Source organism: Hoylesella marshii DSM 16973 = JCM 13450 (assembly GCF_000146675.1).
In the GTDB taxonomy this organism is placed as follows: domain Bacteria; phylum Bacteroidota; class Bacteroidia; order Bacteroidales; family Bacteroidaceae; genus Prevotella; species Prevotella marshii.
In genome coordinates this window covers 2,068,023-2,087,650 of record NZ_GL397214.1, presented here as the reverse complement: position 1 = coordinate 2,087,650, position 19,628 = coordinate 2,068,023, and the positions used below count along the sequence as shown (strand labels likewise).

The following is a 19,628-nucleotide window of genomic DNA, read 5'->3' as shown; positions in this document are numbered from 1 at the left end:
CATGCCCATGCCGTTGCCGGCTTTCCATCAGCTGCTTTATTACTTTTTTCGTTGCAAAAGGTATGATTCTCACTGAAAATCATTACCTTTGCCCGCGAATTACTTAAACCCATTAAAAAAGAAAAAAGAAATGAGAGTAAATTTCAAACATGTTTTTTACGGCTTAATGGCCGTAGCAGCAACCGTTGTCGGCACATCGTGCAGCAGCAATAACGACAACAATGGCAGAGAAGAAACATTGACAGACATCCATCCTACCAAAGTATTTAAGGGCGGATTACCTAAAAAGGCTGTCGATGCAGACGTGACAACCGACAAGTTCGGGCGTGTTGTTAAGTTTGTATCAGCCCCTAATTTCAATGAAGTCACATTCGAATACATGGACAAGAAGGGCTCGCGTGTTGAAAAAAGACCTAATGTTGTCATGACGGTAATTCACGATGGCGTAAAAGATACGTTTGACTTGTATCTGAACAAAGACCGATTCGTGTCGTACTGCGAACACAAATACACACACAAAGGCAAAACTTCTTTGGGTGCATGGAGACTTTCTTACGATGAAGAAGGCAGGTTGCTGAATGTCGAAACAAACGAACAGGAAGAGCAGACAACACGCATTCAATACAAGGAAGGCGACATTGTCAGCACAACAACAACGACAAAAGGTGCACACAGTCACTCCACAACGACGAAAATAGACTATCTGAGACCTGGCCTTTCTACCCCTTATGAGAACAAAGGTTGCGTTATGTTCTTCGGTCTTATGTTCAACATCGATTTGGGGGATTTAGAGTTTGCCTATTGGGCTGGTCTTCTCGGACATGCCACCCGTCATTTGCCGGTACAAGCAAAAACAGACAATGATACAGCCGAAGAGTTTACATGGTCGTTCTATGAAAACAAATACCCCAAACAGGTGTCTTATGAAGACGACGGCACTGTGACCCTACCGTTTGTTTGGTAAATTGTCTGACGAAAGGAAAGAACCGCTAATTGTTGCATCCTGACGTTGTAGGAAAACAACAACAAAGCACACGATAGTCAAAAGCTATCCTTTCACCCGCTGAAACCTTAGCTTCGATATCCTCAAAGCATAGCTTTTACACGCTAAAAGCTATGCTTTTTCATTTTTATCGCTATCCGTCTGTATTCCAACTGTTTATATCCAATATGCAAGTTCGGGATAAGAGATTCTTATCTAATAGCCCCAAAGGGGCTTACAGGCTAGATAACCTTATCCCGAACTCGCGTATATTATAATGTGATGAGGCGCAGGATAAGCGCTGCAAGCGCGTAACATATTAGCCCAGCGCGCAGCACCGAGTAGATAACATTTCCCCAAGTAAGCGCTGCAAGCGCATAACATATTAGCCCAGCGCGCAGCACCGAGTAGATAACATTTCCCCAAGTAAGCTCTGCAAGAGCGTAAGATGTCAGCCCAGCGCATAGCGCTGGGTATATGATGTTCCCCTAAATGGAGCGCTGTAAGTGCGACACATCCCGTTCATCTATATATATGGAGATGAAATAAAAAGGTCTTTCGCACTTTGCCTTTGCTTCGCACGGCGAACTTCGTTTCAGCGCTTAGCATTTTCTCAGCCCAAGGCGTTGCCTTGGGCTGACATCTTACGCGCCTCCAGCGCTTGCCTTTCAATCATTAATGGTATGTAGTTGCGATTTCCAACAATATACATTCTACTCGTTCATAAGGCGGAAAGAGGCTTTGAAAGAGGCACATCGTAGTGTATATTGATACCATGTTTTTAAAGAATTCAAAGGGGCTTTTACCGAACAATTTGTCTTACAACAACTTGTAGCAAAGAAAATGAAGCCTTACTATTGGAGTAGCGATGCTACGCCGGCAGAGATAGACTTCGTTGTTCAGCAGCAAGAACGCATTGTTCCCATAGAGGTAAAAGCAGAAGAGAATGTGAGAGCACGCTCCATGAAGACCTATATAGACGGTCATCCCGATGCGTGCCTGAAAGGACTTCGTATCTCCATGAAAGGATATGTGGAGCAGGAATGGATGGAAAACATACCGCTTTACGGTATATCGGCCTATTTCAAAGATTGAAAAAACGTTTTACCGTCTATGGAAAGCCCGTGGCGGCTCAGCATACCGCCTGCTTTGTATCGACATGCCATCCGTTTATACCAAGCCATCAAGTTTCCTTTTCAGGTCTTGCAGTTGCGCACGTATATGAATAAGTGTATCTAATAGCTCCGCACTTCGTTCGCTTCCGTCGCGATTCTCGTTCAACATCTTTCGTGCGGCAGACAGCTTGAAACCACGCACCTTTACCAAATTATGTATCAATCTCAGTTGTTGAATGTCTTTCTCGGTGTAAAGGCGCACTTTGTTGGCTGTGGTCTTGGGTCTCAAACGCGGAAATTCGGTCTCCCAATACCGCAGCGTACTTTCAGAAACATCCAGCATATGAGCCACTTCGCGTATGGAGTAATAGAGTTTCAAGTTCTTGTCGGGATGGAGCGGCATAAATGTCTGGCTTTTATAAAACAATGGGATGATTTATTTGCAAAAGTACTGAAAACTCGGTATCTTTGCAAAACTTTTAAACAGAAATTAATCAATGAAGGATAATGAAAGCAATGACAGCCAACGAAATCCGCGACTCGTATAAAAAGTTCTTTGAGGAGAAAGGACATACCATCGTACCTTCCGCCCCTATGGTGATAAAAGATGACCCCACGCTTATGTTCACCAATGCGGGTATGAACCAATGGAAAGATATTATCTTAGGCACCGGCAATCCCGAGCCCCGACGCAGAGCAGACTCGCAGAAGTGTCTTCGCGTGAGCGGAAAGCACAACGACCTTGAGGAGGTGGGGCATGATACATACCACCATACCATGTTCGAAATGCTCGGAAACTGGAGCTTCGGCGACTATTTTAAAAAGGAAGCCATCGACTACGCATGGGAGTATCTCGTGGATGTCTTGCAACTCGACCCGAAAGACCTTTACGTCACCGTGTTTGAAGGCTCGCCCGAAGAGCAGTTGGAGTATGACTCCGAAGCAGCATCTTATTGGGAGAAACACCTGCCGGCTGACCATATTATAAAAGGAAACAAGCATGATAACTTCTGGGAAATGGGCGACACGGGACCCTGCGGGCCGTGTTCGGAGATTCATCTCGATTCCCGCACCCCCCAAGAGAAAGCAGAAATCAGCGGTGCCGCTCTGGTGAACAAAGACAATCCGCAAGTGATTGAGATATGGAACATCGTTTTCATGCAGTACGTCCGTAAGGCCAACGGTGCTCTCGAACCGCTTTCAATGAAAGTCATTGATACCGGCATGGGCTTTGAACGTCTCGTGCGTGCCCTTCAAGGCAAAAACAGCAACTACGATACCGACATCTTCCAGCCCATCATCCGTGAGATAACGAAACTTTCGGGCATTACTTACGGTGCAGAAGAGCAGACCGACGTAGCCATGCGTGTGGTGGCCGACCACCTTCGGGCAGTAGCTTTTTCCATCGCTGATGGGCAGTTGCCGGGCAATGCAAAGGCCGGATACGTGATTCGCCGCATACTCCGCAGGGCAGTGAGATACGCCTATACGTTTCTCGGACAAAAGGAAGCATTCCTCCATCGCTTGCTTCCCGTGCTCATCAAAGAGATGGGCGACGCTTATCCCGAACTGCCCGCACAACGCGAACTCATCGGTCGCGTGATGAAAGAAGAGGAAGACTCTTTCCTCAGAACACTGGAGAAAGGAATCAATCTACTGACTGCCGAGATTGAACGCATGCAGACGGAAGGACGAAAGGTGCTCGATGGCGTGCAGGCCTTCCGCCTTTTCGATACCTATGGCTTCCCGCTCGACTTGACCGAACTGATTTGTCGTGAGCATGGTTACAGTGTGGACGAGGCTCAATTCAATGCCGAGATGCAGAAACAGAAAGACCGTGCACGCAATGCCGCACAGGTGGAAAACTCAGATTGGGTAGCACTTCGCCAAGGAGAACAGCAGTTCGTAGGCTACGATTACACCGAACACGAGTGCCATATCTTACGGTACCGGAAAGTAACCCAAAAGAAGAATACGTATTTTGAGCTGGTATTAGACTATACACCCTTCTATGGAGAGATGGGAGGACAGGTGGGCGACACCGGCGTACTTGTGAGCGAAGACGAAACAGTGGAAGTGATTGACACGAAACGGGAGAACAACCAGAGCATCCATATCGTGTCCGCATTGCCCAAAAACCTTGAGGCAAACTTCATGGCCTGCGTAGATACGGAAAAAAGAGCTGCCAGCGCAGCCAACCATACGGCAACCCATCTGCTCGACTATGTACTCAAACAGGTGCTCGGAGAGCATGTGGAGCAGAAAGGCTCCTATGTTTCCGCAGACACATTGCGCTTCGATTTCTCCCATTTCCAAAAGGTAACAGACGACGAACTGCGACAGGTGGAACGCATGGTGAACGCCATGATACGTCAAGACATTCCGCTCGACGAACATAGAGACACACCCATTGAAGAAGCAAAGCAAATGGGTGCCATCTCGCTCTTTGGTGAGAAATACGGCGATAAAGTGCGTGTGGTGCGCTTCGGACCCAGCTGTGAGTTCTGCGGAGGTATCCATGCTGCAAGTACCGGACGAATAGGCATGTTTAAAATCGTGAGTGAAAGTTCCGTAGCCGCAGGCATCCGACGTATCGAAGCCTTGACAGGCAAACTCTGCGAAGAAATGTTCTACAGCGTGGAAGATACCTTGCGCGACATCAAAGCCCTCTTTAACAATGCGAAAGACCTACGCACCGTACTCGAAAAATACATGGATGAGCACGACAATATGCGGCGAGAAATAGAACAGTTCCAAGCCCAAGCGGTGGAACGGATGAAGAGTATGCTCATAGAACGTGCTGTTGAACGCCGCGGTATCAAAGTGGTGAAAGCCGTGTTGCCCATCGAGGCACAGGTTGCTAAAGACCTTGTATTCAAAATTCGCGAAGCCATTCCCCAACATCTCCTCTGCGTCGTGGGTTCTACAGCTCACGAAAAGCCCCTGTTGAGCATCATGCTAAGCGACGATATGGTGAAAGAACAACAACTCAACGCAGGCCAAATGGTGCGCGAAGCAGCAAAACTCATCGGCGGAGGTGGCGGCGGTCAACCCCATTACGCATCTGCCGGAGGCAAGAATCTCGATGGTATCAACGCCGCCATAGATAAAGTGATAGAGCTGGCCGGTCTCTGATAACAGCCGTGCGGCTAAAATATCTTCACGCAATAGGGCAGAGAACGATTATAAATATTTAGCGTATCTTCGTAACAAAAACCATCATTCATTGATTCCAACCTTATGAAAGAATTAGCATTAAAGTACGGATGCAATCCCAATCAGAAACCTTCGCGCATCTTCATGACCGAAGGTGAACTGCCCATAGAAGTGCTGAACGGTCGTCCGGGCTACATTAATTTCCTCGATGCACTCAACGCTTGGCAGTTGGTCAGCGAACTGAAAGCCGCTACAGGCTTACCTGCCGCAGCAAGTTTCAAGCACGTTTCACCCGCAGGAGCTGCTTTGGGGCTGCCCATGGATGAGACTTTAAAACGCATTTACTTTGTCGACGACTTGTCAATAACGCTTTCTCCTATCGCCAACGCTTACGTTCGCGCCCGCGGAGCTGACCGAATGAGCTCTTACGGAGACTTTATCGCACTGAGCGACACATGCGATGAAGCGACAGCACTTATCATTAAACGCGAAGTATCCGATGGTATCATCGCTCCGGACTATACACCCGAGGCTTTAAAGATATTGCGCGAGAAGCGGAAAGGCAGTTTCAATGTGGTTAAAATAGATGCTTCCTATCGTCCGAACACCATTGAACGCAAGCAGGTATTTGGCATTACATTTGAACAAGGCAGAAATGAGATACGGTTGGATGATGCTTCTCTGTTTGCCAACATTCCCACCCAATGCAAGAACATCCCGCCCGATGCACACAGAGACCTCATCGTTGCACTCATCATCCTTAAATACACACAGAGTAATTCGGTATGTTACGTGAAAGACGGGCAGGCCATTGGCATCGGTGCCGGTCAGCAAAGCCGCATTCATTGCACACGTCTTGCCGGCAACAAAGCCGACAATTGGTGGCTCCGACAGCATCCCCGCGTGCTTCAACTGCCATGGGTGAAGGACATCAGACGTGCCGATCGCGACAATACCATCGACGTTTATATCAGCGATGACTATGAAGACGTACTCGCCGAGGGCATCTGGCAACAATTCTTCACACAGCGTCCTGCTCCTCTTACCCGTGAAGAGAAACGCGAATGGATTACCCGTAATACCGGTGTAGCTTTGGGAAGCGATGCTTTCTTCCCGTTTGGCGACAACATAGAACGTGCCCATAAAAGCGGCGTGGCATACATCGCACAGGCCGGAGGCTCAGTTCGCGACGACCATGTGATAGCCACTTGCGACAAATACGGTATCGCCATGGCTTTTACCGGCATACGTCTGTTCCACCATTAACCTACCTTTCTTCACATGAACGATATCGACGAAATCATTGCCGGCGGAGGTCAAATCTTTAAAAAGACCGCTTCCGACAACGCCAAGGATAAGTCAGGAATTAAAACAAAGGCAAAGAAAAAGAAATACATTACGGGTGCCCACGGCAGCGGATCTGCCCGACAGAAAGCCAAATACCGAGAGAAAAGGGCGAACAGACATAAAGGTAAATAAGACAAAGCTTTACTTCCGGCTTATCGGTTTTATTTGTCAGCATCTTGAAATAATTACGATAAAGATGTAATAAAGTACTGACAGGCGCGTTTTACTTATAACATTCCACAACAAGAACTATAAGGAGACAAGCCTATGAAATATTTTACAGAAAAAGGAAGCAGTCCTTCCGAGAGTACATTGAATCTCATCCGGCAGATTGCATACACTTATCGAACCGTTCATATGTATGGAAGAACCGAATCCTACTGCCTCAACTAATCAACAAAACGACACATGGAAACTCTCATTTCACCCTCTTTGCTCTCCGCAGACTTCCTTCGTTTAGAGAGCGAAATCGACATGATAAACCGCAGTGAAGCAGATTGGCTGCACTTAGACGTGATGGATGGTGTCTTCGTACCTAACATTTCATTCGGTTTCCCCGTTATGGAAGCCGTGTCAAAGCAATGTAAGAAGCCCTTAGATGTGCATTTTATGATTGTTCATCCCGAGCATTATATAGCCCAAACGGCAAAGTTGGGGGCAATGATGATGTGCGTCCATGCTGAAGCCTGCACCCATTTACACCGTACAGTGCAAGAAATTCACAGTGCGGGGATGAGAGCTGGTGTGGCGTTAAACCCTGCAACGCCCGTAGTAAGCTTAGAAGATATTGTGAAAGACGTAGATATGGTGCTGTTGATGAGTGTCAATCCGGGGTTCGGAGGACAGCAATTTATTGAAAATACCATAGAGAAAATCGGCCGTCTGCGTGAGTTAATCCATCAAAAGGGCAGTCATGCACTGATAGAAGTAGACGGAGGAGTACAAGAAGAAACAGCTCCAAGACTGGTAAAGGCCGGTGCCGACGTGTTGGTAAGCGGCAGTTATCTCTTCCGTTCAGCAGATCCTGCAGCGACTATCAGTAAATTGAAACATTTGGAAAGATAGCTCTCTTACCGTTGTTTTTCAGTCTATTTGTAATGTAACGTGGTGTTCTTTGGCCATACGGCGCAGGTTGAGCACTGCATAACGCATGCGTCCGAGGCTCGTATTGATACTTACTCCGGTGGTTTCTGCAATCTCTTTGAACGACATGTTTTGATAGAAGCGCATGTAAATCACTTCTCTTTGCGTAGTAGGAAGTAGGTTCATCATCTTTGTAACATCGTTCATCACCTGATGTCGCACGTAGAGCGCTTCTATATTCTCATCCAACAACTCATTGGAGCCTACGTTCGAGAGGTCGTTGTCTTTCGTTGCATCGATCACTTTAGAAGATTTCTGCTCCCGATACCAGTCCATGATGGCGTTATGAGCTATGCGCATAACCCATGCACTGAACTTCCCGCTCGTTGTATATTTACCTTGATGGAGCTTGGTAATTACCTTTACGAAAGTTTCTTGGAAGAGGTCGTCGGCCAAATCACGGTTTCTTACCACAAACAAAATATAGGAAAACAACTTGTTCTGATTGCGTGAGAGCAACAAATCGAAAGCTTCATTGTTTCCATTGATATAGGATAATGCTAACTCTTCGTCAGTCTTATCATTCAAATGCTTCATTCTTAAACTACTTAAAATATGAAGTAAAGTCTTTTCCTATACGCTTCTTTATTTAAAAATCGGTAAAATTACTATCTGAAATTTGAGTTGCAAATATAAAGGATTTTACCCGTTTGTGCAAATTTTTTCACAAAAAACACGTTTTTACCTAAGCGAGCTTACAAAGAAATGCAAGGAATCCACAACGCCTCGCTATTTTTTTAGTACATTTGCACCATGATAAATAAGTTCGGAATCTTTCATATCCTGATGTTTGCAGTCATCACCGGTGGCCTCATCTATATCACCGAATCGTGGATGATGTCGTTAGGCATTCTGCTGTTACTGCTCATCGGCGACTATATAATAGGTTACTACGCCGGTGAAAGGCGACGGGGGAAAAACCAAGACGACGAGAATAAATCCATCAACTGACAGCCATATGGAAAAACTGTTACAACTATACAGTCGGTGGAAAGGAGAGGATGCCGCGCAGGTGCAGAAGTTGCCCGTGGCAGGAAGCAATCGCGAATACTACAGACTCACAGACAGCAACGGCCGGTCTGTTATCGGTGTCATCGGCACAAGTTGCGACGAAGACCATGCTTTCTTATATTTGGCGCGGCATTTCGAGAAAAAACAGCTGCCCGTGCCTCACATTCTGGCCGCAGATGCTGAGGAATTGAGATACCTACAAGAAGATTTGGGCTCTACATCGCTATACGATGCCCTCAAAGGAGGTCGCGATGCAGGCGGCAGATACAATCAACGGGAGAAAGAACTCTTAAAGAGAACCATACGCGAGCTTCCCAACATACAGATAAGAGGTGCCCGCGGATTGGACTGGAGCAACTGTTATCCACAGCCGGAGTTCGACAGAAACAGCGTGCTCTTCGACCTGAATTACTTCAAATACTGCTTTCTCAAACCTACGGGGCTGGACTTCCATGAGCTGAAACTTGAGGCCAATTTCCATCTTTTCGCAAAAGATTTGACATCCGAGACGGCAGATTGTTTCCTTTATCGTGATTTTCAAGCTCGTAATGTGATGCTCGACGAGGCAGGAAAGCCCTACTTCATAGACTTCCAAGGCGGCAGGAAAGGGCCTTTCTACTATGATTTGGCCTCATTCTTATGGCAGGCTTCGGCGCTTTACTCTCACAAACTGCGCCGTGATTTGGTCTATGAATACTACCAATCGCTTAAGAATTATACCGAAGTACCTTCGATACGGCACTTCGCAGAACGGCTTTCACAGTTTGTTCTCTTTCGTACGCTACAAGTGTTGGGTGCTTATGGCTTCCGGGGATACTACGAACATAAACAGCATTTCTTAGACAGCATACCACCAGCCATCGCCAATCTGCGCGAACTCCTTGTGCTCGATGTCTTTCCTTACCCGTATATGATGGACATGTTGCACAGACTTACTGAGCTGGAACAGTTCTCACCGGCGAAAGAAACCACGCCGAACAGAGCCGACGGGTTCAGAGTTGCCGACTTCAACATTTACCACGGACACCCCAAAGACGGGCCTGCCACTTTCTCAAAATACGACGGTAAAGGGGCGCTTGTTGTGCGAGTATTCAGCTTTTCCTATCGAAAAGGATTGCCGGAAGACAGCTCCGGCAATGGCGGGGGTTATGTGTTTGACTGTCGTTCCACACATAACCCCGGACGGTATGAGCCTTACAAGACGCTCACGGGGCTTGATGAACCTGTGATACGTTTCCTCGAAGACGACGGAGAGATACTTTCTTTCCTCGAAAACGTGTACGCCTTGGCTGACCATCATGTGGAACGCTACCTGCAAAGAGGCTTTACTGACCTGATGTTTGCTTTCGGTTGCACCGGCGGACAGCACCGGAGCGTATATTCGGCACAACATCTGGCAGAACATTTACATGCAAAATACGGTGTGGAAGTACACATCATACACCGCGAACAGCATATCTCCACGGTGCTGGAAGCGAGGAGCCGCACCGCAGAAGGAGCCTTACGACAGGAATGAAATTCAGCGACGGAAACATAAAAACCGTTTTCTTGTCGCACAGAAAATAAATTCGTATCTTTGCATACACGATATAGACAGCCCTCATCAAGATGATGCAAGCCATGATTTTTGCAGCGGGATTGGGCACAAGACTGAAGCCTTTGACCGAGAAAGTGCCCAAGGCGCTGATAGAAGTGGGAGGCATGCCCCTGCTCGAACGGGTCGTCCTCAAGTTGAAAGATGCCGGCGTGCAGCGAATGGTGATAAATGTGCACCACTTCTCTGAGCGTGTTATCCGTTTTATTCGCGCCAAAGATAACTTCGGAATGGAAGTGATTATTTCCGACGAGAGTAGCTGTCTGCTCGATACCGGAGGCGGAATCAAGAAAGCCGGCCATGCTTTCGACCCCCAATCGCCCGTGCTCCTGCACAATGTAGATATTCTTAGCAACGCCGATTTGCAGGCCTTCTACAGCCAAAATCTCACCAACGATGCCACACTCCTTGTGAGCAACCGCGACACAAAGCGGTATCTGCTCTTCGATAACGATATGAATCTCGTGGGATGGACTCACCTCGGAACGGGCGAAATACGTTCTCCCTACCCTCGGTTAAACATCGACAAATGCCGCAGATACGCCTTTTCCGGCATCCATCTCTTCTCACCAAGACTACTGAAGTTGATGGACAATTTCCCGGAAAAGTTCGGAATTATGGACTTCTATTTGTCTGTCTGCCATCAAACGAATATCCGCGGCTGCCTGCAAGAAGGCCTGCAACTCATTGATGTTGGAAAGATAGACACTTTAAAAGAGGCCGAACAACTGTTCTGCCGTCTGTAGTTCATGATTCGGAATACAGCCACCACGCCTCTGCTACAGCTCCGTGAAACGCAAACCAACCAAATATAACGCTATGCAACAGAAGATTATTATCCTTGATTTCGGCTCTCAAACGACGCAACTCATAGGCCGTCGGGTGAGAGAACTCGACACTTTCTGCGAAATACTGCCTTATAATAAGTTTCCAAAAGACGATTCCGCCGTCATTGGAGTGATTCTCAGCGGTTCTCCTTACTCTGTTCACGACCCCGAGGCGTTTAAACCCGACCTCTCGGAAATTATCGGCAAATACCCTGTTTTGGGCATTTGCTACGGTGCACAGTTCATTTCCTATGCCGACGGGGGCAAGGTGGAATCCACCGAAACGCGTGAATACGGACGGGCGAAACTAAAGACATTCGACACAAAAGACCCGCTTTTCAAAGGTATAGAGCCGCATTCGCAGGTATGGATGAGTCACGGCGACACCATCACCGCCCTCCCTTCGCATTGTCACACCATTGCTTCCACCGATGATGTGTTGTTTGCAGCCTATGCAAGCACGAGCTACCCACTGTGGGGAGTTCAGTTCCATCCCGAAGTTTTCCATACTACACAAGGCACGCAGCTGCTCCGCAATTTCGTTGTAGACATCTGCGGAAGCCGTAAAGAGTGGAGTCCGGCCTCGTATATAGAGACCACCGTGGAGGAACTGAAGCAGCAGATAGGCAACGACCGAGTGATTTTAGGCTTGAGCGGAGGTGTGGATTCGAGCGTATGCGCTACGCTTTTGAATCGTGCCATTGGTAAAAACCTGACTTGCATCTTTGTAGACCACGGCATGTTGCGCAAGAATGAATATGCAAAGGTGATGGAAGCATACCGCGGATTGGGGTTGAACGTGGTGGGAATAGATGCCTCTAAGAAGTTTTTTACAGACCTTCGAGGGGTTACAGACCCAGAGGAGAAGCGTAAAATCATCGGCCGCGATTTTGTAGAAGTATTCAATGCAGAGGCCAAAAAGATAACCGATGCGAAATGGTTGGCACAAGGCACCATCTATCCCGACCGCATAGAAAGCCTTAGTATCACGGGAATGGTGATAAAAAGCCACCACAACGTGGGCGGCCTTCCTAAGGAAATGAAGCTCCGTCTCTGTGAGCCGCTGCAATGGCTGTTCAAAGACGAGGTGCGCCGAGTGGGTCAGGAATTGGGTATGCCGCAACATCTGATACGACGACACCCCTTCCCCGGCCCCGGATTGGCTGTGCGGATATTGGGCGATGTCACACCCGAGAAGGTGAGAATACTGCAAGATGCCGACGACATCTTTATCGAGGGATTACACCGATGGACAGATACCGACGGGCAAGAGCTATACGACCAAGTGTGGCAAGCCGGCGTTGTGCTGCTTTCTACTGTGCGCAGCGTAGGTGTGATGGGTGATGAACGCACCTACGAGCATCCCGTTGCCCTGCGTGCAGTTACGAGTACGGATGCCATGACGGCAGACTGGGCGCATTTGCCTTACGAGTTTTTGGCCAAGGTTTCTAACGAAATCATCAATAAAGTCAAAGGGGTGAACCGCGTTTGCTATGACATCTCCTCAAAACCACCCTCCACGATTGAGTGGGAATAACCCCCAAACCGATAAACAAAAAGAGGTTGGTGCAGGAAGCTACCAACCTCAAAAGAGAGATTTCCAAAGACGGAAATCCACAAAAAAGTTGCTTCAAATATAGGAGATTTAAGATACAATTCCAAATATAAAGAGTTAAAAAGTGCAAATAGTTTTTGTTTGCACTTTTTTCCGTCTCTTTCCTATACGTAAAAAAACGGACATTATAAACAGCTCATCTTCTTTTTCCATAAACGGAGCCCTGCATTTTTATTACAATTGATTTGCCCTATTTAAAAGGAATGTGTATCTTTGCATAAAATAGGCTGCACTCGGTAAATGGGAAATCAGTTTTTCGTATATCTGCTTGCACTATCTTCATTTAGAAATAAACAATTTATCAACTATTAAAAAACAAAGAAACATGAAAAAAACTTTACGCTATGCCATGTTAAGTGTAATGGCTTTATGCTTCGGTACATCGGCTTTCGCCGGCACGGAAGTTATCGACTTTTCGACAAAAGGTCTTGCAAACACCAAGCCTGTCAAAGAGGTAAAAGGTACGGATGTTACCTTAACGTTCGCTAAAGGTACGTCGAAAAACGACCCGGCCTATTATTCGAAAGGTCTTGCCATTCGCGTTTATCCGGACAACACACTGACTATCTCTTCCGATAAGAAGATTACGTCTGTGAAATTCACGATGGGTACTTATAACACCCAAGCCGTATTGCCCACAACCGGCACTGTTACTGTAAACACCGGCACCTACGATTACGCCCACCAAACATGGAGCGGAAGCACCCAATCGCTGGAACTAAAGCTGTCTCCGCGTAAAGGCACACATTTCAGATACCAGAAAGTGGAAGTCACCTATGAAGGTTCGAGCACGCCGCTTACTTATACCGATGCGACGATAGCCGACCTTTCAGCACTCACCGCAGCAAAAGAAAACATCAAACTCAACCTGACCAATGCCAAGGTGGTGTACACTTACGGAAAGAATGCTTATGTACGCGAGGGTGACAAGGCGATTATTTTCCACGAAACAGACCTTACGCTCGCTGTAAACGACGTGTTGACCGGCAGTGTAAAGGTGAATTTCTCTCCTTACGACGATATGCCGGAGGTGGTAAAGAACGTCCAGACCGACGCTACAGCTCTCACCGTAACGCATAGCTCCGATGCCGCTACACCTGTGAGCGTGACCTTAGACGATGTGATTGCCAAGCAACATATCTGCGACCTCATAGAACTGACCGATGTGACCCTTGTAAAAGAGGGGACAGCAGAAAAGCCTATGTACTATATGGTAGATGGTGGGAAGAAAGTATTGCTGTATAACAGTTTTAAGATTACCATGCCTACAGACCTTACTAAGAAATATACGGTGAAAGGAATCATGACTCTTCACAACAAAGCCGGTCAGGTACTTCCTACAGAACTCACAGCCACAACCACCGGCATTGCCCGCCTCCAAGCAGAGGAAGCTGAAGAAAACGCACCGCTCTACAACATGGCCGGCCAGCGAGTAGACAAATCTTATAAGGGAATTGTTATCAAAAAGGGTAAAAAATACGTAGCGCGCTAAGCATCGTCTTTTTCCTTACAGGCTTTCCGGCATCGGTTCCGAAAAGTAAAAAAAGATGGTCACATCTTAAAACCCCATCGGTTATGAGACCGCTTATCTATCATTTCAAGATGGCCTCATCACCGATTTGGATTTAAAAAACAGCATGAAGAAGCCCAAGGTCTTTGGCCTTGGGCTTCTTCATGCTGTTTCCTCACGGGGTGGAAACAAACTGACACCTCCCCCAAACAGGCCTTTCTCTCGGTAGTATGCCCCACAATTGCTCTTCAGAACGTCATGAAAACCTGTTCGGAAAACAAATAGAAGTCTTATGTAAGAATCTTTCATATCCTTTATAAAAGGCTGTCGAAAAGAAGATTACACGAGTTCGAGATAACGTTATCTGGACTGTAAGCCCCGTCGGGGCGAAAGACCTCAAGCAGGGTGTGAAGCTCGTAAGAGCGCCACCCCTGATAAGTATGTGCAGAAAAATGACCCCCGTAGGGGTGACGGAGTATGGAGGGCTATTGTTCTGTCGCCCCTTCAGGGCTTAGATAGTGGGAATCCACGACACAGGGGCTGCGCTATCGCTTACCCCTGTCTAAGGTCTTTCGCCCCTTTGGGGCTATTGGATAAGATTCTTTTATCCCGAACTCGCGTATAATATGGTATCAATACACACTACAATGTGTCTCTTTCAAAGCCTCTTTCCGCCTTATGAACGAGTAGAATGTACATTGTTGGAAATCGCAACTACATACCATTAATGATTGAAAAGCAAGCGCTGGAGGCGCGTAAGATGTCAGCCCAAGGCAACGCCTTGGGTAAACGGGGGTAAAAAAGGTGAGCGCTGTAAGTGCGACAGACCTTTTTATTTCATTTTCAAATAGATGTTTGATAAAGATGTGTCGCACTTACAGCGCTCCTTTTCGAGGAATGTTCTATACCCAGCGCTATACGCTGGGCTGATATCTTACGCGTTTGGAGCGCTTACATTACATTTCGTACCATTATATTTCGCACTTGATGCACTGCGCTATCATGCTCTGCCAGCACTTGCATTGCACCTCAAAGCATTATAACAAGGTGTTGATACGCCCCACAATCATACTCTTTTAGAACTTACTCCTGCCTCAGGAGCGAAACGAATATGGGGCGGTGAAAATCGCGACTACATGCCTTTAATGATTGAAAGGAAAGCGCTGGAGGCGCGTAAGATGTCAGCCCAAGGCAACGCCTTGGGTAAACAGGGGCAAAAAAGATGAGCGCTGTAAGTGCGAAAGACCTTTTTATTTCATCTCCATATATATAGATGAACGGGACGTGTCGCACTTACAGCGCTCCATTTCGGGGAATGCTCTATACCCAGCGCTATGCGCTGGGCTGATATATAGCGCTCTTTCAGAGCTTACTTGGGGAAGTGTCATCTACTCGATGCTATGCGCTGGGCTGACATCTTACGCGCCTTCAGCGCTTACCCTGCGCCTCATAGTACTATGATATACACGAGTTCGGGATAAGGCTATCGGACTGTAAGCCCCGACGAGGCGAAAGGTATTAGGCAGGGTGTGAAGCTCGAAAGAACGCAATTCAAAATCGCCGGCGCAAAACGGGATGTGAAGCAGAAAGGCAACCCCTGATAAACATGTGTAGAAAGATGAATCCCGTAGGGATGACGGAGCATGGAGGAGTCGTGTTCTGTCGCCCCTTCAGGGCTTAGATAGTGAGATTCCACAGCACAGGGGCTACGCTATCGCTTACCCCTGTCTAAGGTCTTTCGCCCCGACGGGGCTATTAGATAAGATTCTCTTATCTCGAACTCGCGTATTGTATACCCCACAATCGCTCTTCAGAACGTCATGAAAACCTGTTCGGGAAACAAATAGAAGTCTTATGCAAAAATCTTTCGCATCTTTTATAAAAGGCTGTCGAAAGAGAAAGCCGTAAGGTGTTGACAAACAGAAAGATACGAATAAAGAGAGAAAAGCATAGCTTTGAGCATGTCAGAGCTATGCTTTGAGGGCGTGAAAGCTATGTTATGAAAGGGCTGGAGCTTAGCTTTTACGGAACGGTATCAGTACTATCGTCTTCTCAGGGGTGATGTCGGCCTCTTGCGAAACATGCCGGACGTATGTTCGGCGTGCAGAGAACGGAAGCAGGCAAGTTGTCTGCCCGTTGGTCATTAGCCGCCAAGCAAAAGATGGCGATGCCCTCACAGCACCGCCATCTCTTACTTCTTAGAAATCTGTTCGCATTTACTTATGACATCACTTTAGCATGCGTCATTCTTTTCTCCATTGTTCAATTCCGCTACAAGCATCCAAACCAATTTCTCTTGGCCTTGCAGATAGTCGTCCATCAATGCTACCGTCACCTCATCTCCAGCCTCGGAAGCCAACGAAACGAGTTTTCTTTCCTTACGGATGAGCACTTTCAAGGTGTCGAGCACTTGGGTAAGACCGCCACATCCGCAATGTACGATTTGCGATTCTTTCACCTCTGAAACCTTCAAATACTCGCTGAAACGGCTCTCCGGAGTAGCTCCGAGCTGCAAAAGTCGCTCTGCTATTTCATCCACCTTTTCGGCAGCATCGTTGTAAAGTTGTTCATACTTGGCGTGAAGGGTGAAGAATCCCTTGCCGCGCACGTTCCAATGAAGACCACGAAGATTGGTGTAATATACTTGGAAATCGGCCAACAGTTGGCTCAAACCTTCTACTACGCCTGCTACTTTCTTTTCGTCTAAGTTCAAATAATCTAATGTTTTCATTGTTAAATCTCCTTTCATTTTAAGTTGTTATACAGTTTTAGTTTCTTTCTACGACACAAAGATACGCACTATCTTTCGGATTACCAACAGAAAATACCTATATTTGTATAGGTAAAATCTATGAAGCAGTGGTTGCCGTAACGACATGAAAAACGACTTTACGTTAATTTTATGTTAAATACAGGACATTTCCCGATAGATATTCTGCAAATATTACTATCTTTGTGGGGTAAGAAATTGTTGTAATATCGTTGTAAATTAAAGATGAGAAAGGAGTGGGTGCTCGCAGTGCTTACTCCTTTTTATATAAGAAATCAATGGTATGAAAAGCAGAAGCACAAGAACCGACGAGATGAAAAGAAACTTCCTGATAGCGGTGCTCTCCATATTGCCGCTTACGATGCTTGCCGATGACCATACATCACGACATCCGGCAAACGGTGATGTGACACCTTCGCTGACCGAACGGGTGTTGCAGTTAGAGAAAAACGGCGAGTTGTTCAACGTCTACCTGCACTATTCGGCACATGCGCAGACGAGCGACGAGCATGGCAGATGGCAGAGCGCAATGGGTGCAAAAGTGTTTAAGGTGGAACTGTCCGGTAGCCTTACCGACAAGCTGAGCTACAATTTCATCCATCGTCTCAATAAGGGGACGAGCGCCGAGAGCCAAGACAACTTTGCAAGAGCTACCGATGGTATGTCGCTCACCTATGATTTTAATCCTCAATTCTCGCTCACGGCCGGCAAGACTTACCAGATATGGGGTGGATTTGAGTATTGGAGCAGCCCTGTGTTCGTGTTCCAATACAGCGACATGGAAGACCATATGGAGATTTACACCACAGGTGTCGTGGCACGATATAAGCCTGTTCCCTCGCAGGAAATAGGGTTGGAGATATGCAACTCCCACAATGGAAAATTCGCCGACACATACTCTCGCCTTGCCGAATCAGGCATTTCGCAGCCATTGGAAAGCCCCGACCACCCTTTCAGCTTTATCTTGAATTGGAATGGGAACTTCTTTTCCGACCGGCTGCAGACACGTTGGGCGTGGGGAATACAGTCTGAAGCCCGACACCGACACTCACGTATGCTCGCCTTGGGGCAACAGCTTTGTCTTCCCAAATTTCAGTGGTACGTAGACTATATGGCTGCTTTCGATGGCCTCGACAGGCTTCAGCTCGCATCCAACGAAGGCCGGAGCTACCTTAAAAGCAGCGGTCGCGCCTATTTTACCGACGTGCATTATCAAACCATTGTTACGAAAATGGAGTATCAATTCCAACCTCGGTGGAACCTCGTTTTCAAAGGCATGTATGAGACGGCTAACGTTACTTCCGATGAGAACTTTAAAAACTACCGGCGCTCCATCAGTTACGGTGGATTTGTAGAATACATACCCGACACCCAACTCAATCTCCACCTCTTTCTCGGATATATGGGCAAGACCCTCGACTATACGCGCCGAAGTGCTCTCACCGATATTCATACAAATCGCATTGAGCTGGGATTCATGAGCAAACTCAAACTTTATTGACGTTCCGGCTCTGCCTGTCTTCCGCCATGGCTATCACATCCGGCATCATTCCCTTGTCTTTATGATTCCTACCATTGAATGGATGCGCGACAATTTTGCACGCTTCAACCGCGATTATTTCGACGACCGCCTTTCCCAACCTCGGCTTGCTCTCTCCAAATCGCGTACTCGGCTGGGCAGCATGTCCTGCAAACGGACATCCGTAGCATGCCATTCACGCACCACCGGCCATACCATACGCCTCTCTACGGCCTATGACCTGGCCGAAAGGCAATGGCAAAACGTGCTTCTGCATGAGATGATACACCATGACATTGCATGTTCGTCTCTGCAAGACACTGCCCCGCATGGGCTAATCTTCCGAAGAATGATGGACAAACTCAATCGCCGTTACGGGTGGGAAATCACTGTCGCTACCCGCATTTCTTCTCTACAGCCCCTCGTTTCCACGCCTAATCGGCCGCGCCTTGTGCTGGCTGTTGAGACCACAGACAACGCTCAATACCTTTCAGTCGTAAATCCCACCTATGCGCAGCACCTCGACCTGCTTCTGAAACGCTCGCGTCCCCGCCTTCGACACGCATGGTATCGGTCTGAAGACCCTTATTTCTCGACCTTTCCCGTTGTTCGTTCTCTCCGAGGGAAACGCATCGATGCCGACCTCTACCATCATATCATACGGGAACTCACCCCCATTTCGCTGACGGCATTTCATCCCTAAACTCACACGCCCTTTGCCATCATGACACCATTTTGCAGCCAAGTTTTTCTCCTTTTTCTTGTTCGTTTCATCATCTTTATGTATCTTTGCCGCCGTGAAACAAATAAACAATTATAATACGACGATGAATGAGACGCAGAAAAAAGTGTGTTTTTCTGCATCTTTTAACGCTTTATATTTGCATACACCGGAAAAAAGTGTAACACACACACACACACACACATTCGCACCGTCGATCAGATAACACTTTAAACGCTTTCACATACGCGCGCGCGAAGCGTGTCGCATCCCCTATAAACAAAGGGCTCCACGGAGTTCCCTTTGTTCGCTTTTTCG

At 47.2% G+C, this 19,628-nt stretch carries 15 protein-coding genes and 1 pseudogene; 13 read left to right on the top strand and 3 right to left on the bottom strand.

Going from position 1 to position 19,628, the window contains the following annotated elements; genetic code table 11:
- Window positions 1-130 precede the first annotated feature (130 nt).
- Complete coding sequence (locus HMPREF0658_RS08590) at window positions 131-964, top strand: DUF4595 domain-containing protein (RefSeq protein WP_006950230.1); 834 nt, start codon at window positions 131-133, stop codon at window positions 962-964.
- Between the two features lie 792 nt (window positions 965-1,756).
- Window positions 1,757-2,077, top strand: a pseudogene (locus HMPREF0658_RS08585) (DUF4143 domain-containing protein); the annotation flags it as partial.
- A gap of 75 nt (window positions 2,078-2,152) precedes the next feature.
- Here the strand turns inward: HMPREF0658_RS08585 and HMPREF0658_RS08580 are convergent.
- The gene (locus HMPREF0658_RS08580; protein ID WP_006950225.1) at window positions 2,153-2,500 is read right to left on the bottom strand and encodes a MerR family transcriptional regulator; all 348 of its coding nucleotides are present in this window, start codon (window positions 2,498-2,500) and stop codon (window positions 2,153-2,155) included.
- Window positions 2,501-2,604: 104 nt separating this feature from the next.
- On the opposite strand from HMPREF0658_RS08580, the gene alaS reads away from it, so the two are divergent.
- From alaS to rpe, 4 genes are all read left to right on the top strand, one after another.
- A complete protein-coding gene (gene alaS / locus HMPREF0658_RS08575; protein ID WP_006950223.1) occupies window positions 2,605-5,232 on the top strand; it encodes an alanine--tRNA ligase in 2,628 nt (875 codons plus the stop codon).
- Between the two features lie 105 nt (window positions 5,233-5,337).
- Window positions 5,338-6,519, top strand: a complete 1,182-nt coding sequence (locus HMPREF0658_RS08570; RefSeq protein ID WP_006950221.1) for a phosphoribosylaminoimidazolecarboxamide formyltransferase — start codon at window positions 5,338-5,340, stop codon at window positions 6,517-6,519.
- 15 nt (window positions 6,520-6,534) lie between these two features.
- Window positions 6,535-6,732 (top strand): hypothetical protein, encoded by a 198-nt coding sequence (locus HMPREF0658_RS08565; RefSeq protein ID WP_006950219.1) that lies wholly within the window; start codon window positions 6,535-6,537, stop codon window positions 6,730-6,732.
- Between the two features lie 276 nt (window positions 6,733-7,008).
- The gene (rpe, locus tag HMPREF0658_RS08560) at window positions 7,009-7,665 is read left to right on the top strand and encodes a ribulose-phosphate 3-epimerase (RefSeq protein ID WP_006950215.1); all 657 of its coding nucleotides are present in this window, start codon (window positions 7,009-7,011) and stop codon (window positions 7,663-7,665) included.
- 18 nt (window positions 7,666-7,683) lie between these two features.
- On the opposite strand, the gene HMPREF0658_RS08555 is transcribed toward rpe, so the two are convergent.
- Complete coding sequence (locus HMPREF0658_RS08555; protein WP_006950213.1) at window positions 7,684-8,280, bottom strand: RNA polymerase sigma factor; 597 nt, start codon at window positions 8,278-8,280, stop codon at window positions 7,684-7,686.
- Between the two features lie 216 nt (window positions 8,281-8,496).
- Here HMPREF0658_RS08555 and HMPREF0658_RS08550 point away from each other — a divergent pair, with 216 nt between their 5' ends.
- The 5 genes from HMPREF0658_RS08550 to HMPREF0658_RS08530 all read left to right on the top strand — a co-directional run bounded on the left by HMPREF0658_RS08550 (window position 8,497) and on the right by HMPREF0658_RS08530 (window position 14,282).
- On the top strand, window positions 8,497-8,694 hold the full coding sequence (locus tag HMPREF0658_RS08550; RefSeq protein WP_006950210.1) for a hypothetical protein: 198 nt from the start codon (window positions 8,497-8,499) through the stop codon (window positions 8,692-8,694).
- A gap of 7 nt (window positions 8,695-8,701) precedes the next feature.
- Window positions 8,702-10,270: a RapZ C-terminal domain-containing protein gene (locus HMPREF0658_RS08545; protein ID WP_006950208.1), complete on the top strand. Its 1,569-nt coding sequence runs from the start codon at window positions 8,702-8,704 to the stop codon at window positions 10,268-10,270.
- Window positions 10,271-10,362: 92 nt separating this feature from the next.
- Window positions 10,363-11,094: a sugar phosphate nucleotidyltransferase gene (locus tag HMPREF0658_RS08540; protein ID WP_006950206.1), complete on the top strand. Its 732-nt coding sequence runs from the start codon at window positions 10,363-10,365 to the stop codon at window positions 11,092-11,094.
- 73 nt (window positions 11,095-11,167) lie between these two features.
- Window positions 11,168-12,712 carry a glutamine-hydrolyzing GMP synthase gene (gene guaA, locus HMPREF0658_RS08535; RefSeq protein ID WP_006950204.1) on the top strand — a complete coding sequence of 515 codons (1,545 nt, stop codon included), beginning with the start codon at window positions 11,168-11,170 and terminating at the stop codon, window positions 12,710-12,712.
- Between the two features lie 403 nt (window positions 12,713-13,115).
- Complete coding sequence (locus tag HMPREF0658_RS08530; protein ID WP_006950203.1) at window positions 13,116-14,282, top strand: hypothetical protein; 1,167 nt, start codon at window positions 13,116-13,118, stop codon at window positions 14,280-14,282.
- 2,251 nt (window positions 14,283-16,533) lie between these two features.
- Here HMPREF0658_RS08530 and HMPREF0658_RS08525 read toward each other — a convergent pair.
- Window positions 16,534-17,031 carry a Dps family protein gene (locus HMPREF0658_RS08525; RefSeq protein WP_024990973.1) on the bottom strand — a complete coding sequence of 166 codons (498 nt, stop codon included), beginning with the start codon at window positions 17,029-17,031 and terminating at the stop codon, window positions 16,534-16,536.
- A 322-nt stretch (window positions 17,032-17,353) separates the two neighbouring features.
- On the opposite strand from HMPREF0658_RS08525, the gene HMPREF0658_RS08520 reads away from it, so the two are divergent.
- Window positions 17,354-18,571, top strand: a complete 1,218-nt coding sequence (locus HMPREF0658_RS08520) for a porin (protein ID WP_006950197.1) — start codon at window positions 17,354-17,356, stop codon at window positions 18,569-18,571.
- Window positions 18,572-18,632: 61 nt separating this feature from the next.
- Complete coding sequence (locus HMPREF0658_RS08515) at window positions 18,633-19,292, top strand: SprT-like domain-containing protein (RefSeq protein WP_006950193.1); 660 nt, start codon at window positions 18,633-18,635, stop codon at window positions 19,290-19,292.
- The last annotated feature ends 336 nt before the right edge of the window (window positions 19,293-19,628 follow it).

Excerpts from the sequence above, each read along its gene's own strand:
- HMPREF0658_RS08590 (WP_006950230.1), top strand. The coding sequence starts at position 131 with ATGAGAGTAAATTTCAAACATGTTTTTTACGGCTTAATGGCCGTAGCA.
- HMPREF0658_RS08580 (WP_006950225.1), bottom strand. The coding sequence starts at position 2,500 with ATGCCGCTCCATCCCGACAAGAACTTGAAACTCTATTACTCCATACGC.
- alaS (WP_006950223.1), top strand. The coding sequence starts at position 2,605 with ATGAAAGCAATGACAGCCAACGAAATCCGCGACTCGTATAAAAAGTTC.
- HMPREF0658_RS08570 (WP_006950221.1), top strand. The coding sequence starts at position 5,338 with ATGAAAGAATTAGCATTAAAGTACGGATGCAATCCCAATCAGAAACCT.
- HMPREF0658_RS08565 (WP_006950219.1), top strand. The coding sequence starts at position 6,535 with ATGAACGATATCGACGAAATCATTGCCGGCGGAGGTCAAATCTTTAAA.
- rpe (WP_006950215.1), top strand. The coding sequence starts at position 7,009 with ATGGAAACTCTCATTTCACCCTCTTTGCTCTCCGCAGACTTCCTTCGT.
- HMPREF0658_RS08555 (WP_006950213.1), bottom strand. The coding sequence starts at position 8,280 with ATGAAGCATTTGAATGATAAGACTGACGAAGAGTTAGCATTATCCTAT.
- HMPREF0658_RS08550 (WP_006950210.1), top strand. The coding sequence starts at position 8,497 with ATGATAAATAAGTTCGGAATCTTTCATATCCTGATGTTTGCAGTCATC.
- HMPREF0658_RS08545 (WP_006950208.1), top strand. The coding sequence starts at position 8,702 with ATGGAAAAACTGTTACAACTATACAGTCGGTGGAAAGGAGAGGATGCC.
- HMPREF0658_RS08540 (WP_006950206.1), top strand. The coding sequence starts at position 10,363 with ATGATGCAAGCCATGATTTTTGCAGCGGGATTGGGCACAAGACTGAAG.
- guaA (WP_006950204.1), top strand. The coding sequence starts at position 11,168 with ATGCAACAGAAGATTATTATCCTTGATTTCGGCTCTCAAACGACGCAA.
- HMPREF0658_RS08530 (WP_006950203.1), top strand. The coding sequence starts at position 13,116 with ATGAAAAAAACTTTACGCTATGCCATGTTAAGTGTAATGGCTTTATGC.
- HMPREF0658_RS08525 (WP_024990973.1), bottom strand. The coding sequence starts at position 17,031 with ATGAAAACATTAGATTATTTGAACTTAGACGAAAAGAAAGTAGCAGGC.
- HMPREF0658_RS08520 (WP_006950197.1), top strand. The coding sequence starts at position 17,354 with ATGAAAAGCAGAAGCACAAGAACCGACGAGATGAAAAGAAACTTCCTG.
- HMPREF0658_RS08515 (WP_006950193.1), top strand. The coding sequence starts at position 18,633 with ATGATTCCTACCATTGAATGGATGCGCGACAATTTTGCACGCTTCAAC.